This window comes from Streptomyces sp. SAT1 (assembly GCF_001654495.1).
Classification (GTDB): domain Bacteria; phylum Actinomycetota; class Actinomycetes; order Streptomycetales; family Streptomycetaceae; genus Streptomyces; species Streptomyces andamanensis.
Map to the genome: position 1 here is coordinate 4202846 of NZ_CP015849.1, position 13674 is coordinate 4216519.

The 13674-nt window shown below is 71.2% G+C and carries 15 protein-coding genes and 1 pseudogene; 11 read left to right on the forward strand and 5 right to left on the reverse strand.

Annotated features, from left to right (window positions below; all coding sequences use genetic code 11):
- Positions 1 to 72: 72 nt before the first annotated feature.
- Positions 73 to 948, reverse strand: a pseudogene (locus A8713_RS18115) (LysR family transcriptional regulator); the annotation flags it as partial.
- Between the two features lie 294 nt (positions 949 to 1242).
- Positions 1243 to 1446 carry a cold-shock protein gene (locus tag A8713_RS18120; protein WP_004984723.1) on the reverse strand — a complete coding sequence of 68 codons (204 nt, stop codon included), beginning with the start codon at positions 1444 to 1446 and terminating at the stop codon, positions 1243 to 1245.
- A gap of 382 nt (positions 1447 to 1828) precedes the next feature.
- On the opposite strand from A8713_RS18120, the gene A8713_RS18125 reads away from it, so the two are divergent.
- The 9 genes from A8713_RS18125 to A8713_RS18165 all read left to right on the forward strand — a co-directional run bounded on the left by A8713_RS18125 (position 1829) and on the right by A8713_RS18165 (position 9063).
- Entirely contained in the window at positions 1829 to 2677 is an 849-nt protein-coding gene (locus tag A8713_RS18125; RefSeq protein ID WP_064534519.1) for a menaquinone biosynthetic enzyme MqnA/MqnD family protein, read from the forward strand.
- Between the two features lie 141 nt (positions 2678 to 2818).
- Positions 2819 to 4573 carry a serine/threonine-protein kinase gene (locus A8713_RS18130; protein WP_064534520.1) on the forward strand — a complete coding sequence of 585 codons (1755 nt, stop codon included), beginning with the start codon at positions 2819 to 2821 and terminating at the stop codon, positions 4571 to 4573.
- Positions 4574 to 4696: 123 nt separating this feature from the next.
- On the forward strand, positions 4697 to 5896 hold the full coding sequence (gene mqnC / locus A8713_RS18135) for a cyclic dehypoxanthinyl futalosine synthase (protein ID WP_064534521.1): 1200 nt from the start codon (positions 4697 to 4699) through the stop codon (positions 5894 to 5896).
- On the forward strand, positions 5896 to 6405 hold the full coding sequence (locus A8713_RS18140) for an imidazolonepropionase-like domain-containing protein (protein ID WP_064534522.1): 510 nt from the start codon (positions 5896 to 5898) through the stop codon (positions 6403 to 6405). The genes mqnC and A8713_RS18140 overlap by 1 nt, the downstream gene beginning before the upstream one ends.
- 80 nt (positions 6406 to 6485) lie before the next feature.
- Positions 6486 to 7334 carry a helix-turn-helix domain-containing protein gene (locus tag A8713_RS18145; protein WP_064534523.1) on the forward strand — a complete coding sequence of 283 codons (849 nt, stop codon included), beginning with the start codon at positions 6486 to 6488 and terminating at the stop codon, positions 7332 to 7334.
- Positions 7294 to 7569 carry a DUF397 domain-containing protein gene (locus tag A8713_RS18150; RefSeq protein WP_064534524.1) on the forward strand — a complete coding sequence of 92 codons (276 nt, stop codon included), beginning with the start codon at positions 7294 to 7296 and terminating at the stop codon, positions 7567 to 7569. Before A8713_RS18145 ends, A8713_RS18150 begins: the two co-directional genes overlap by 41 nt.
- Positions 7570 to 7606: 37 nt before the next feature.
- On the forward strand, positions 7607 to 7954 hold the full coding sequence (locus A8713_RS18155; RefSeq protein WP_079159032.1) for a DUF397 domain-containing protein: 348 nt from the start codon (positions 7607 to 7609) through the stop codon (positions 7952 to 7954).
- Between the two features lie 37 nt (positions 7955 to 7991).
- Positions 7992 to 8339: a DUF397 domain-containing protein gene (locus A8713_RS18160; protein WP_064534525.1), complete on the forward strand. Its 348-nt coding sequence runs from the start codon at positions 7992 to 7994 to the stop codon at positions 8337 to 8339.
- A gap of 31 nt (positions 8340 to 8370) precedes the next feature.
- The gene (locus A8713_RS18165; protein WP_064534526.1) at positions 8371 to 9063 is read left to right on the forward strand and encodes a demethylmenaquinone methyltransferase; all 693 of its coding nucleotides are present in this window, start codon (positions 8371 to 8373) and stop codon (positions 9061 to 9063) included.
- Here A8713_RS18165 and A8713_RS18170 read toward each other — a convergent pair.
- The gene (locus A8713_RS18170; protein ID WP_064537572.1) at positions 9053 to 9376 is read right to left on the reverse strand and encodes a PASTA domain-containing protein; all 324 of its coding nucleotides are present in this window, start codon (positions 9374 to 9376) and stop codon (positions 9053 to 9055) included. The two genes, A8713_RS18165 and A8713_RS18170, sit on opposite strands and share 11 nt — an antisense overlap.
- Before the next feature lie 137 nt (positions 9377 to 9513).
- Positions 9514 to 10050 carry a GNAT family N-acetyltransferase gene (locus A8713_RS18175; RefSeq protein ID WP_064534527.1) on the reverse strand — a complete coding sequence of 179 codons (537 nt, stop codon included), beginning with the start codon at positions 10048 to 10050 and terminating at the stop codon, positions 9514 to 9516.
- A 98-nt stretch (positions 10051 to 10148) separates the two neighbouring features.
- Between A8713_RS18175 and A8713_RS18180 the strand changes: the two genes are divergently transcribed.
- On the forward strand, positions 10149 to 11453 hold the full coding sequence (locus A8713_RS18180; protein WP_064534528.1) for a geranylgeranyl reductase family protein: 1305 nt from the start codon (positions 10149 to 10151) through the stop codon (positions 11451 to 11453).
- 202 nt (positions 11454 to 11655) lie between these two features.
- On the opposite strand, the gene A8713_RS18185 is transcribed toward A8713_RS18180, so the two are convergent.
- On the reverse strand, positions 11656 to 12516 hold the full coding sequence (locus A8713_RS18185; RefSeq protein ID WP_079159033.1) for a C40 family peptidase: 861 nt from the start codon (positions 12514 to 12516) through the stop codon (positions 11656 to 11658).
- A 785-nt stretch (positions 12517 to 13301) separates the two neighbouring features.
- Here A8713_RS18185 and A8713_RS18190 point away from each other — a divergent pair.
- Entirely contained in the window at positions 13302 to 13661 is a 360-nt protein-coding gene (locus tag A8713_RS18190) for an NADH-quinone oxidoreductase subunit A (RefSeq protein ID WP_007383963.1), read from the forward strand.
- Positions 13662 to 13674: the final 13 nt, after the last annotated feature.

The following is a 13674-nucleotide window of genomic DNA, read 5'->3' on the forward strand; positions in this document are numbered from 1 at the left end:
CCCAGCCGCCCCCGGCAACCCCGCACTCAGCCCCACCGCCCCCGCCGCCCCCGGCACCCCCTCCAGCCCGCGGCAGCACTCCATCACCGTCTCCGCGAAAGCGCGGGCCAGCGGGGACAGGGCGTCCCAGCGGCGGACCGCCCAGCCGACGGTGAGGGGGCGCAGGGCGGGGACGGGGATGAGGCGGAGGGGGCTGGAGGGGGTGGTGTGGCCGGGGAGGGCGGGGACGACCGCGCGGCCCACGCCCAGCTCGGCGAGGAGGAAGGCGGTGTCCCAGTCGGCGACGCTGGTGTCGGAGCCGAAGCGGACGCCCAGCTCGGCGCAGGCGGCGTCGAGGTGGGCGGCGGAGGTGGAGTTCGGCGGGAGCCGGATCAGCCGCAGCTCCCGCAGCTCGGCCGCGTCCACGGACGTACGGGCCGCCAGCGGGTCCTCGGCGCGCAGCGCGAGCACCCACGGCAGGTCGAGGACACCGCGCTGCTCGATGCCGCGCACCGGCGCGCCCAGCGTGACCCAGGCGAGGTCCAGCTCGCCGCCGCCGAGCGCGTCGAAGCAGCCCCGGCTCGAACTCTCCGTGAAGAACTCCAGGTTGACCTTGGGATACCGGCGGCGGAAGGCGACGACCGCGTCCGCCATGAAGTGCCGTACGGTCGTCGCGCCGGTCGCGATCCGCACCGAGCCGGTCTCCCCCTCGGTGAGATCCCGCAGCCGCCGCAGCGCGCCGTCGAGACCGGCCAGCGACTCGGCGGCGGCCGTCCGCAGGATGCGTCCGGCCTCGGTGGGCGCGACCCCGCGCGGCTGGCGTTCCAGCAGGCTGACGCCGGCCTCCCGCTCCAGCCGTTTGACGTGCTGGCTCACCGCCGACTGGGTGCAGCCGAGGTCGCGGGCCACGGCGCTGAGGTTGCCCGCCCGGCACACGGCGACGAACACCCGCAGATCATCGAGAGTCACGCGGACAAGCTAGCCCAGCGGCCGGCAACACCCAAGCAATTGCTTGGAGATGGGCAGACATTCCCAGGATTGACTGGGCCCTGTCCGCGTACGACGATCTTTGCGGGGCCCAGGGCGGCAACCCGCCCCACCTCGCGGGGATCCGGACCCGAGGCGGGGTGCGGTGGGTGCCGACCCGCCCCGAGGCGGAGGGCGCCGGGGCGGAAAAGGGCGGAAAAGGGCAGGAGCCCCGTCGCCGGATGGCGTGGGGCTCCTTGGGTACTGCAATCAGAACGGTTACTGCGCGCGCGACGCTCAGACCGGGGTGACGTTCTCCGCCTGCGGGCCCTTCGGGCCCTGGGTGACGTCGAAGGACACCTGCTGGTTCTCTTCGAGAGAGCGGAAACCGGTGGCGTTGATCGCGGAGTAGTGAACGAAGACGTCGGGGCCGCCGCCTTCCTGGGCAATGAAGCCAAAGCCCTTTTCGGCGTTGAACCACTTCACGGTTCCGGTAGCCATAAGCCCTCCTTGGGCTCAAAGGGTCGCCCTGCTCCAGAACCTGCAAATGTGAAAACGATATCGCCGCACAACTGCATACGTCTGAAAACGACCAGAGCCCGCGGTTACATGCTCCGCAGGCTCTGTACTGCAAGGGAAACCAAAACTGCAACTTGGTGGCGAGCCTAGCATGCGGGCCCCCGAACGCAATAGAGGCCAAGATCACGTCACCCGGATGTTTGAAAGCTCTGGTCAGAGGTTGACACAAACGGACGCAAACGGTCGGTGGACGGCAGGTGACGGCAGGGCCGACCGGGTGATCCGCCCCCCGAGCGGGGCCCCGCGCCCCGGCGGCCGAGGGGGTGGCGGCAGCGCCCCGGCGACCAGGGTCTAGTCTCGCGATGTGGACAATTCTCGCACCCGGCCGCGTGTCGGCCACATCCAGTTCCTCAACTGCCTGCCCCTGTACTGGGGGCTCGCGAGAACGGGCACGCTCCTCGATTTCGATCTCCGCAAGGACACCCCGGACAAGCTCAGCGAGCAGCTCGTCCGCGGCGAGCTGGACATCGCCCCGGTCACCCTCGTGGAGTTCCTCAAGAACGCGGACGATCTGCTGGCCTTTCCCGACATCGCCGTGGGCTGCGACGGCCCGGTGATGTCCTGCGTGATCGTCTCGCAGGTCCCGCTCGACCGGCTCGACGGCGCCCGGGTTGCCCTCGGTTCGACCTCCCGCACCTCGGTGCGCCTGGCCCAGCTGCTCCTGGCCGAGCGGTACGGGGTGAGCCCGGACTACTACACCTGCCCGCCCGACCTGAGCCTGATGATGCAGGAGGCGGACGCGGCGGTCCTCATCGGCGACGCGGCGCTGCGCGCCAACCTCCACGACGGCCCCCGCTACGGCCTCGACGTGCACGACCTCGGCCAGCTGTGGAAGGAGTGGACGGGCCTGCCGTTCGTCTTCGCCGTCTGGGCCGCGCGCCGCGACTACGCCGAGCGCGAGCCGCGCATCACCCGCAAGGTGCACGAGGCGTTCCTCGCCTCCCGCGACCTCTCCCTGGAGGAGGTCCACAAGGTCGCCGAGCAGGCGGCCCGCTGGGAGTCCTTCGACGAGCCGGTCCTGGAGAGCTACTTCACCACCCTCGACTTCAGCTTCGGCGCCCCGCAGCTCAAGGCGGTCGAGGAGTTCGCCCGCCGGGTCGGCCCCACGACGGGCTTCCCCGCGGACGTGAAGGTCGACCTGCTGGACCTCTGACGACCGGCCCCGCCCGCCCCGCCCTCCCGAGGGCCCCGGCGCCCCGCCCCGCGACCCGCCCCCCGGCACTACGCTGCCGCCAGGGCCGGGATCCGGAATCCGGCGCACGGGCACACGGGGGACACGGGGGAGGGGACCGCCATGCAGCCGCTCGCACACGACGAGCCCGCTGCCGTGGGGCCCTACCGGCTGCTCGGCCGGCTGGGCTCCGGCGGCATGGGCCGCGTCTATCTGGGCCGCAGTCCCGGCGGCCGCACGGTCGCGGTGAAGATCGTGCACCCGCACTTCGCGCTCGACGAGGAGTTCCGCGCCCGCTTCCGGCGCGAGGTCTCCGCCGCGCGCCGGGTCGGCGGTGCCTGGACCGCGCCCGTCCTGGACGCCGACCCCGAGGCGGCCGTGCCCTGGGTGGCCACCGCCTACGCGGCCGGACCCTCCCTGGCCGCCGCCGTCGCGCACGGCGGCCCGCTGCCCGCGCACACCGCGCGGGTGCTGGCCGCGGGCCTGGCGGAGGCGCTGGCCGCGGTGCACGACCTGGGCCTGGTGCACCGGGACGTCAAGCCGTCCAACGTGCTGCTCACCCTCGACGGCCCGGTGCTGATCGACTTCGGCATCGCCCGCGCCACCGACGGCACCGCCTCCCTGACCTCCACCGGCGTCTCCATCGGCTCGCCCGGCTACATGGCGCCCGAGCAGATCCTCGGCAAGGCCGTCACCGGCGCGGCGGACGTCTTCTCGCTGGGCGCGGTCCTCGCGTACGGCGCGATGGGCGCGTCCCCGTTCCCGGGGGACTCCTCGGCGGCGCTGCTCTACAAGGTCGTCCACGAGGAACCCGAGCTGGACGCCCTGGCCGACGCGGACCTGCGCGCGCTGGCCCGCGCCTGCCTCGCCAAGGACCCCGCCGCCCGGCCCGCGCCCGGCGAGGTCGCCCGCCGCCTCGCCCCCGAGGGCGCGGCCCGCCTCGTCGCCGGGGGCTGGCTCCCCGGCGCCCTGGTCGAACAGGTCAGCCGCGGCGCCGTACACCTGCTGAACCTGGAGCCCGCCCCGGACCGGCCCTCGGGCCCGATCGCCTTCACGGCGTCCGCGCACCCGGCCGAGGGCCCCGCGTCCGGAACGGCCACCGCGCCGCCCGCACCCGCGCCCTCCGTCCCCGAACCCCCGGCCGTCACCGGCGCGTTCGGCCCGCCGCCCGTGATGCCGGGCACCCCGGGCGCGTCACGCTCCGTCCCCCCGCTGCCGCAGGTCCCCGCGCCCCGCGACGGCGCCCCGCCGCCCCCGGACGGCGGGAAGCCGGACGGACCGGCCGGGCCCGGCCGGTTCTCCGTCAGCGTGGCGGCCGGGACGGGACCCGGCAGCGGCGGCCGAGGCCGGAAGCTGAGTTGCAGTGTGGTGCTGGCGGTCGCCGGGGCGCTGGCCGTGGCGACGACGACCACCGGCGTACTGCTGCTGGACCAGTTCCGCGGCGGGCACAAGGGCGACAGCGCCGGCACGCCGTCCCCCGGGCGCTCGGCCGCGTCCACGCCCGCGCCCGCCTCCGGCGCCGTGCCCGAGGTCTACGTCGGCACCTGGCGCGGCACCGGCACGGTCAGCGCCCTCGGCCAGGACCTGCCCGGCGGCACCTTCACGGTCGTGATCCAGCGGGCCGGTTCCGCGAAGGTGATCGGTTCGGTCACCCAGTCCGATCCCCTCGGCGGCGGCTGCGTCGACGTGCTCACCCTGAAGTCGGCCACCGCCGAGGAACTCGTGGCCACCGGCCGCGGCAAGGCCGACAACCCCTCCCACTGCGTCCCCGACGCCCACGAGGTCCGCCTGAGCCCGGACGGCACCGACGCGCTGCGCTTCCAGTCCGTCGACCCGAAGGCGGGCAACCCCAAGGCACGTCTGGAACGGGTGAGCTGACCGGGCGGCCGTACGGGCTGGCGTCGGCCCGCGGACGGCGCTGGCGTAGGCTGTTTCGGTCCGTCCGATCCACAATCCTCACGAATCCTCAAGCTCCTCAGCTCCTCTGCGAAAGGGACGCCGGTGACCGAGAAGGCCGACCTTCAGTCCGTCCTCGACCGTGCCGCCGCGGGCGGACGGATCACCCCGGAGGAAGCGCTCTCCCTCTACCGGGACGCGCCGCTGCACGCGCTGGGCTCCGCCGCCGACGCCGTGCGACGCCGCAAGTACGCCGGTACGGAGCACATCGCGACGTACATCATCGAGCGGAACATCAACTACACGAACGTGTGCGTCACGGCGTGCAAGTTCTGCGCCTTCTACGCGGCCCCCAAGGACACCGCCAAAGGCTGGACCCGCGACCTCGACGACATCCTGCGCCGCTGCGCGGAGACCGTCGAGCTGGGCGGCACGCAGATCATGTTCCAGGGCGGCCACCACCCGGACTACGGCGTCGAGTACTACGAGAAGCACTTCGCGGCCATCAAGCGGGAGTTCCCGCAGCTCGTCATCCACAGCCTGGGGGCGAGCGAGGTCGAGCACATGGCCCGCATCAGCAAGGTCTCCGTGGAGGAGGCGATCACCCGCATCCACGCGGCCGGTCTCGACTCCTTCGCGGGCGCCGGCGCCGAACTGCTCCCCGAGCGCCCCCGCAAGGCCATCGCACCGCTCAAGGAGTCCGGCGAGCGCTGGCTGGAGATCATGGAGACCGCGCACCGCCTGGGCGTGGAGTCCACCTCCACCATGCTGATGGGCACCGGCGAGACCAACGCCGAGCGCATCGAGCACCTGCGGATGATCCGGGACGTGCAGGACCGCACCGGCGGCTTCCGCGCCTTCATCCCGTACACCTACCAGCCCGAGAACAACCACCTGAAGGGCCGTACGCAGGCCACGCTCTTCGAGTACCTGCGGATGATCGCCATCGCCCGGCTGTTCCTCGACAACGTCAGGCACATCCAGGGCTCCTGGCTGACCACCGGCAAGGACGTCGGCCAGCTCACCCTGCACTACGGCGCCGACGACCTCGGCTCGATCATGCTGGAGGAGAACGTCGTCTCCTCCGCCGGTGCCAAGCACCGCTCCAACCGCATGGAGATCATCGAGCTGATCCGCCGGGCCGGCCGCGTGCCCGCCCAGCGCGCGACGACCTACGAGCACCTGGTCGTGCACGACGACCCGGCGAACGATCCGGTCGACGACCGCGTGATGTCCCACATCTCCTCCACGGCCCTCGCGGGCGGCACCGCCCACCCGGAGCTGAAGCTGCTCGCCGCCGACTGATGCTCACCCTCCACCGCTCGCTGGCGGACGCCTCCCGCTGCGTCGCGGTCGACGGCGCCCGGATCGCGGCCCTCGGCCCCTACGAGGAGCTGCGCGCCGCGTACGGTGAGCGGGCCCGCGTCCGCGAGTGGGCCGGGACGCCCGTCCCCGGCCGGTACGAACCGGACGCGGTGCGCCTCCTGGAGACGCTGTACTGGCCCGACCCGCGCGAGGCGGACGAACTGGGCACCGAGCCGCTGCCCGTGGGCCCCGACGGCATGCCCGACACCCGCTGGGGCGCGAGCGCCCGGCGCGGGCTCCAGCGGATGCTGACGCGCGGGGTGACGGCGGTGGCGGGACCGTTCACGCGGGCGCCGGTACGGACGGCGGTGCAGCGGTCCGGGGTCCTCGTCGGCTCCGCCGCCCCGGCCCTGGCTCCGGGCGCCCGTGCGGACTTCGCCGTCCTCGGGGCGGACGGGGACTGCCTGGCGACCGTCGTGGGCGGCCGTCTCGTCCACCGGCGGGCATAAATACGATTTCGGTTGTTGACCCTACGGATCAGCGACAGCGCGCTTACTCTCGGCAACGGAGCGAGAGGAGCGGATGCCGCATGGCGAACGTCAAACAACTGGACCCCAGCGCTTCGCCGTTGGACTACTACGGCGCCGAGCTGCGCCGCCTGCGCGAGGCGGCGAAGATGACCCTGAACGAACTCGGCGAGTCGATCTTCTGCACGGGCTCGCTGGTAGGCCAGGTCGAAACAGCCCTGAAGGTGCCGACACGGGACTTCTCGGCACGGGTGGACGCCGCGTTCAACACGGAGGGCTTCTTCTCACGGCTGGTGGGGTTGGTGCTGCGCAGCCAACTGCCGAACTGGTTCCAGCCGTTCGCGGAGATGGAGGCGAAGGCGACGTACATCTCGTCGTTCCAGGCGCAACTGGTCGACGGACTGCTTCAGACCCCTGAGTATGCACGCGCGGTGCTGGAGATGGGCAATGTGGCGAAGATCGACGAACTCGTCGCCGCACGTCTTGAACGCCAACGAATCCTGGACACGGCCGAACCACCGCTAGCGCTAGTGATCCTGGACGAGGCTGTACTCCAGCGGCCGATGGGCAGCTCCGAGGTGATGCGCGCTCAGCTACAGCAGTTGCTGGACTACGGCGAGCGCCCCTGGGTGCAGATCCAGGTGCTGTCCTGCTCGGCTGGCGCGCACGCGAGTTTGGAAGGCTCCTTCGTGGGACTGCGCTTCCGGAAGGAGCCGGAGATCATCTACACCGAGGACCTCATCTCCGGTCACATGACCGCCAACCCGGAAATCATTCGCGACGCCGCTCGCCGTTACGCTAGCTTGCAGGCCGCTGCCCTCTCTGAGGAGGAGTCAGCGAAGCTGATCAAGCGCGTGATGGAGGAACGGTATGGCCCCCGCTCAGCAGTCGGAGAACATCCGGTGGCGTAAGTCCTCCTACAGCGGAAATACGGGCGGCGAGTGCGTCGAGTGCGCCCCGCTCGGCGCCGCTGCCTGGGTCAAGTCGTCGTACAGCGGCAGCACGGGCGGTCAGTGCGTCGAGTACGCGCACCTCACCGCCCACATCGCCCTGCGCGACAGCAAGAACCCGGCCGGAGGGCACTTCGCCGTCGCGCCGGGAGTCTTCGCTCGGTTCGTGGAAGCGGCGGCGCAGGGCGAGCTGTAGCCGATCTACCTGGTCAAGCAGACGATGGAGGAACGGTATGGGTCCGCACCTGAAGCTGTCGACGATCTGCTGGCGTAAGTCCTCCTACAGCGGCAGCACCGGCGGTGAGTGCATCGAGTGCGCCCCGCTCGGCGCTGCCGCCTGGCGTAAGTCCTCCTATAGCGGCAACACGGGCGGTGACTGCATCGAGTGCGCGCCCCTGAACGGCGCCACCTGGGTCAAGTCGTCGTACAGCGGCAGCACCGGAGGAAACTGCGTCGAGTACGCGCATCTCCCCGCCAATATCGCCCTGCGCGACAGCAAGAACCCGGCCGGAGGGCACTTCGCCGTCGCGCCGGGAGTCTTCGCTCGGTTCGTGGAAGCGGCGGCGCAGGGCGAGCTGTAGCCGATCTACTCGGTCAAGCAGACGATGGAGGAACGGTATGGCCCCCGCTCAGCAGTCGGAGAACATCCAGTGGCGTAGGTCCTCCTACAGCGGCAACACCGGCGGCAACTGCGTCGAGTGCGCGCCCCTGAACGGTGCCACCTGGCGCAAGTCGTCGTACAGCGGCAACACGGGCGGTCAGTGCGTCGAGTGCGCGCCCCTGAACGGCGCCGCCTGGCGTAAGTCCTCCTACAGCAGCGACACCGGAGGAAACTGCGTCGAATACGCGCACCTCACCGCCCACATCGCCCTGCGCGACAGCAAGAACCCGGCCGGAGGGCACCTCGCCGTGGCGCCGGAGGTGTTCTCGCGGTTTGTGGGGGCCGCCGCGCGGGGCGAGCTGTAGGTCCCGTGCGGGCGGCTGCAACAATGGCCGGGTGACCCGCGCATCCCTGGAGAAGCAGCCGCACGAAGTCGCCTCGATGTTCGACGACGTGGCGGAACGGTACGACCTGACCAACGACGTGCTGTCCCTGGGACAGGACCGGCGCTGGCGCAAGGAGGTCGCGCGGGCCGTCGACGCGCGCCCGGCGCAGAAGATCCTGGACCTCGCCGCCGGTACGGCCACCTCCTCGCTGCCCTTCACCCGGGCCGGCGCGTACGTCGTCCCGTGCGACTTCTCGCTGGGCATGCTCCAGGTGGGCAAGCAGCGGCACAGCTGGATGCCGTTCACCGCGGGGGACGCGACCCGGCTGCCGTTCAAGGACGACACGTTCGACGCGGTGACGATCTCCTTCGGGCTGCGCAACGTCCAGGACTTCGACGCGGCGCTGCGCGAGATGCACCGCGTGACCCGCCCCGGCGGACGCGTGGTGATCTGCGAGTTCTCGCACCCGACCTGGGCGCCCTTCCGGACGCTCTACACCGAGTACCTGATGCGGGCGCTGCCGCCGGTCGCGCGCGCGGTGTCGTCCAGCCCGGGCGCGTACGTCTATCTCGCCGAGTCGATCCGGGCCTGGCCCGACCAGAGGGCGCTGGCCGGGCGGCTGCGCGAGGCGGGCTGGTCGAAGGTGGCCTGGCGCAACCTCACCGGCGGGATCGTGACACTGCACCGCGGTTTCAAGGACTGAGCCCGGCGACGGCGCAGGGGTCGCCCGAGCCGTCCGGTCCGTACGGTCCGCCCGGTCCGTCCGGCTCGTCCAGGGCGCGGCGCGCGCCGCCCGGCGGGGGTTCGGGCACGCGCGGCTCGCGCACCCCGCCGCCGCCTTCGCCCGCACCGAAGTCGAACCACACGTACACCCGCGCGTCGCGGGGCAGTTCCGCGCCGGGCTGCGGGTACTGGCGTACGACGTGGTCGACGGCGGGGCGCGGGAAGTCGGGGCGGTCGGGCGCGACCAGGAGCAGGCCGCGGGCCCGCGCGGTCTCGTGCGCGTCCACGGCCATCAGGCCGACCAGGCGCGGCACGCGCACTTGTGGTGACTTGGGAGTCGGGTACACGGACGTCACCCCCCAGCGATACCGGCAGCGTAGCCGCCGGACACGGTGGCCGGAAGGATTTTGTGTCTTTCCGTGATATTCGGTTACTCAGCGTCACAGGAGGGGTCCTGGGAGCCCAGCGGCAGCCGGTAGCAGTGGCCGATGCGCCGGGTCTGCGGGGTGAAGAACGTCTCGGCGTGGTGCATGCCCAGGCGCCGGGTGACCGCTATGGAGCGGGTGTTGCGGCGGTCGACCATGGCGACCACGCCCGGCAGTCCGGCCGCCCGCAGCCGCCGGAGGGTCAGCCGGGCCGCCGCCGTGACGTAGCCGCGGCCCCAGTGCTCCCGCCCCAGGCGCCAGCCGATCTCGACCTCGCCCGCCGGGCCCCAGGCGTGCGGCCAGGGCTGGGCGCCGGTGAAGCCGACCGGACGGCCGGACTCGTCGAGGACCGTCCACAGGCAGAAGCCGTGTTCGGCGTCGTGGCGGCGCTGGCGGGCGGTCAGTTCCTCGTAGACGGACGGCTCGGCGGACCGGCCGCCGTGGAACTCCATGACGTCCGGGTCGTCGAAGAGGCGGTGCCAGGTGTGCGCGTCCTCGTCGGTGGGGACACGCAGCCGTACGACGGGCAGTGCTCGGTTCACGGGACGGGCCCTTCAGCCGGGTGATCAGTGCCGCTGCATAGACTGCCCATGTCCAGTGCCGGTCGGCACGCAGATTTCGAACCTGGGGAGATCCCGCCGTGACCGTCGTGACCGAGTCTCTCTCCGATCCCCTCTCCGGGAACACCGCGGACGTCATCGTCGTGGGCGCGGGACCGGCCGGTTCCACCACCGCGTACCACCTCGCCAAGGCCGGTCTCGACGTGCTCCTGCTGGAGAAGACGGCGTTCCCGCGCGAGAAGGTCTGCGGCGACGGGCTCACCCCGCGCGCCGTCAAGCAGCTCGTCGCGATGGGCATCGACATCTCCGAGGAGGCGGGCTGGCTGCGCAACAAGGGCCTGCGCATCATCGGCGGCGGCGTCCGGCTCCAGCTCGACTGGCCCGACCTGGCCTCCTTCCCGGACTACGGACTCGTGCGCAAGCGCGACGACTTCGACGAGCAGCTGGCCCGGCAGGCGCAGAAGGCGGGCGCCCGGCTCTACGAGCGGTGCAACGTCTCGGGTCCGGTCGTGGACGACCGCACCGGCCGCATCACCGGCGTGACGGCCAAACTGGGCGAGGACAAGCGCGAGGTCACCTTCCACGCGCCGCTCGTGGTCGCCGCCGACGGCAACTCCACCCGGCTCTCCCTGGCGATGGGCCTGCACCGCCGCGAGGACCGCCCGATGGGCGTGGCCGTGCGCACCTACTTCACCTCGCCCCGGCACGACGACGACTACCTGGAGTCCTGGCTCGAACTGTGGGACCGGCGCGGCGCGCAGGACCGCCTGCTGCCCGGCTACGGCTGGATCTTCGGCATGGGCGACGGCACGTCCAACGTCGGCCTCGGCGTGCTCAACACCTCGGCCGCCTTCAAGGAGCTGGACTGGCGGGAGATCCTGAAGGCGTGGTGCGCCTCCATGCCCGAGGACTGGGGCTACACCCCGGACAACATGACCGGCCCCATCCGCGGCGCCGCCCTGCCGATGGCCTTCAACCGCCAGCCGCACTACACGCGCGGCCTGCTGCTCGTCGGCGACGCGGGCGGCCTGGTCAACCCGTTCAACGGCGAGGGCATCGCCTACGCGATGGAGTCCGGCGCGCTGGCCGCCGAGGTCGTCGTCCAGGCGCACTCGCGTGCCACGCCCGCCCAGCGCGAACTGGCCCTCCAGCGCTACCCGCGCGTCCTGAAGGACACCTACGGCGGCTACTACACGCTGGGCCGCGCCTTCGTGAAGCTCATCGGCAACCCGAAGGTCATGCAGATCGCCGCGCAGCGCGGTCTGACCCACCCGATGCTGATGAAGTTCACCCTCAAGCTCCTGGCCAACCTCACCGACCCGACCGGCGGCGACGCGATGGACCGCATCATCAACGGCCTGAGCCGGGTGGCGCCCAAGGCGTGACCCGTGGGGGCCCGACGAGGGCCCCGGAACGACGACGAGGCCGGCTCATTCCTGAGCCGGCCTCAGCCGTGTGCGGGCGCGCCCGGATTCGGGGCGCACCTTTGTGATCATCCGGGGTGAATCGGGCGAACCGGTCGCGCCGGAAGGGCCGCTGCCCCCGAGCGGCTGCGGCCCTTCACCCCGTACGGCGCTGTGCGGTGCCTCAGAGCACCCGGACGGCCCCGGTGGGCGGGTCGTACGACAGCGGCCTCTCCACGACGCCCGTGGACGAGTTCTGCGCTCCGACGAACATACCGCCGCCGACGTACACGGCCACGTGGTACGCGCTGCCGCGACCGCCCCAGTACAGGATGTCGCCCGGCTGGAGGTTGGACAGGGAGACCTGGGTGCCGGCCGCCGACTGGTCCTGGGAGACACGCGGCAGGCTGATGTTGACCTGCTTGAAGGCGGTCTGCACCAGGCCGGAGCAGTCGTAGGCGGAGGGGCCGGTGGCGCCGGGGACGTACGCCTTGCCGACCTGGGACTTCACGAACGAGACGATGCCGGCGGCCGAACCCGTCGCGGTGGACGAGCCGGTGGAGGTGCCGGTGCTCGTGGTGGCGCCGGTGTCGCTGCCGCCGGAACCGGCGGAGCCCGACTGGGTGGTGAGGGTGGGACGGACGCTGTCGCGCGCGGCGCGCTCGGCGGCCTCCTTGCGGGCGGCGGCCTCCTCGGCGGCCTTCTTCTTCGCGGCCTCGGCCTTCTTCTGGGCCCGAGCGAGGTCCGTCTTGGCCTGCTTCGCGGCGTTCGCGGCGGCGGAGTCGCGCTCGGCCAGGAGCTGGTAGTGCGCGGCGGCCTGCTGCGTGGCGTCCGCGGACTGGGCGACCTGGCTGGCCAGGTCGGCGGTGAGCGTGGGCAGTTCGAGGGTCTGGGTGACCGGCTCGGCGGCGCTCGCCGTGGAGGCGGACGCACCGGCGACTGCCAGGGTGCCGAGGACGCCACCGGCAACTCCGGCCCGCATCGCGATGGTCGACGCGCTGCGGCGGGGCTTCCGGTGGCTGCGTATGTGAGCGGTGTGGGACATGAGGACAACCGGTATCAGGGGGTCCTCGGACTCTTCAAGAAACGTGGTGTGCGCCACATTTGCGGCACCGGTGCTGCGAACACCGGGCGTGTCGCCCTTTATTGACGCCGTAACGGACATAGCGGGCGCAGATGATCATGCCTGTGATCATGCTCTTTCGCAGTTACGCCCGAATTGCCCCGCGCCTACCATCGGAATCGACCGTTGGCCAAGCCCGGTTCTCATGAAGCTCTCATGGGTGTGGCGGAGGTCACGGAACGGTCACCACCCCGATGTGCGTCCGCGCGCCGAGCCCACGCCGGCCCCATCTGTCGCACGCGTCACGGTGTCCCCATGGGCACCACGCGTCGCTTGTGAACGGGTGAACGTGTCCACTTCCCGTTCCGGGCTCCCTCTGATGTGTGAAAAGCGGCCCTATATCAAGGTCTTGACGCCGGTCGCCACTTTGCGCCGGACACTCTTCATCTGATAGTGCAGACCCCTTCCGACCTGCAAATACGAGGTAAAATGTAACCAGTGGTGATCACTCAGGTGCTTCGCGTGCGAAGATCACCCCTCATCCGGCTTCATGATCCTTCGTCAGGTGGTGGAGATCACAAAGCCGGTGCAATACCCCGTGTCGCAGATCACAGAGTGTCGGGCATAGGATGCCCTCCAGTTGGGCTTGTGACCTGCTTCACATGTTCCCGATCTTCGCCGGGACGGGCGGGGTTCGTGGGACGGACGAGGCAGGTGCGGCCCAGCGACCGCCAGCAGTCAGTGCCGACTGAGAGGAGCGAGGAGCGGTGAACGCGTATGCGCCCATCCTCGTACTGGGAGCCCTCGGGGCAGGCTTTGCGATCTTCTCCGTGGTCATGGCCACGCTGATCGGTCCGAAGCGGTACAACCGCGCCAAACTCGAAGCCTACGAGTGCGGTATCGAGCCGACCCCCACGCCGGCCGGCGGCGGGCGCTTCCCCATCAAGTACTACCTGACGGCGATGCTCTTCATCGTCTTCGACATCGAGATCGTCTTCCTCTACCCCTGGGCCGTCACCTTCGACGCCCTGGGTGTTTTCGGGCTCGTGGAGATGCTGCTCTTCGTGCTCACCGTCTTCGTCGCGTACGCGTACGTATGGCGGCGCGGCGGCCTGGAATGGGACTGAGGGGCCATATAAG